Annotated in this window: 1 protein-coding gene; it reads left to right on the top strand. The window is 40.6% G+C overall.

What is annotated here, in order from left to right:
• The first annotated feature begins 15 nt into the window (after nucleotides 1–15).
• Nucleotides 16–270, top strand: coding sequence for a 40S ribosomal protein S27 (locus F0L46_RS27855; RefSeq protein WP_149730646.1), 255 nt, complete (start codon nucleotides 16–18; stop codon nucleotides 268–270).
• Nucleotides 271–397 lie beyond the last annotated feature (127 nt).

Here is a 397-nt window from a genome sequence, read left to right as displayed (position 1 = left end):
ATTAAAGCTGTAACCATGCCGCTCGCAATTGATTTGTTGCATCCTTCCCCTGCGTCGGAGAGGAGGAAACATAAGCTTAAGCGGCTAGTGCCACATCCTAACTCTTATTTCATGGATGTTAAGTGCCCTGGCTGTTACAAGATTACAACAGTTTTTAGTCACGCACAGAGAGTGGTGGTCTGCGCTGGATGCTCAACGATCCTTTGTCAACCCACTGGTGGCCGTGCTAGATTAACTGAAGGATGTTCTTTTAGAAGAAAACAACATTAACATTTAAGTCCTGGACAGAGCCCTATTTAATTTTAAGATTTTTTTTCCAATTGTATAATGGAGTGATATTTTTCAAGTTCACTACAATGGATCCATCTGAGCATTACAAATAAAGGCTTTTTCAAAG

Origin of the sequence: Salinarimonas soli, assembly GCF_008386575.1 — a bacterium.
Classification (GTDB): Bacteria; Pseudomonadota; Alphaproteobacteria; order Rhizobiales; family Beijerinckiaceae; genus Salinarimonas_A; species Salinarimonas_A soli.
This window is presented reverse-complemented; position numbering and strand designations above follow the sequence as displayed.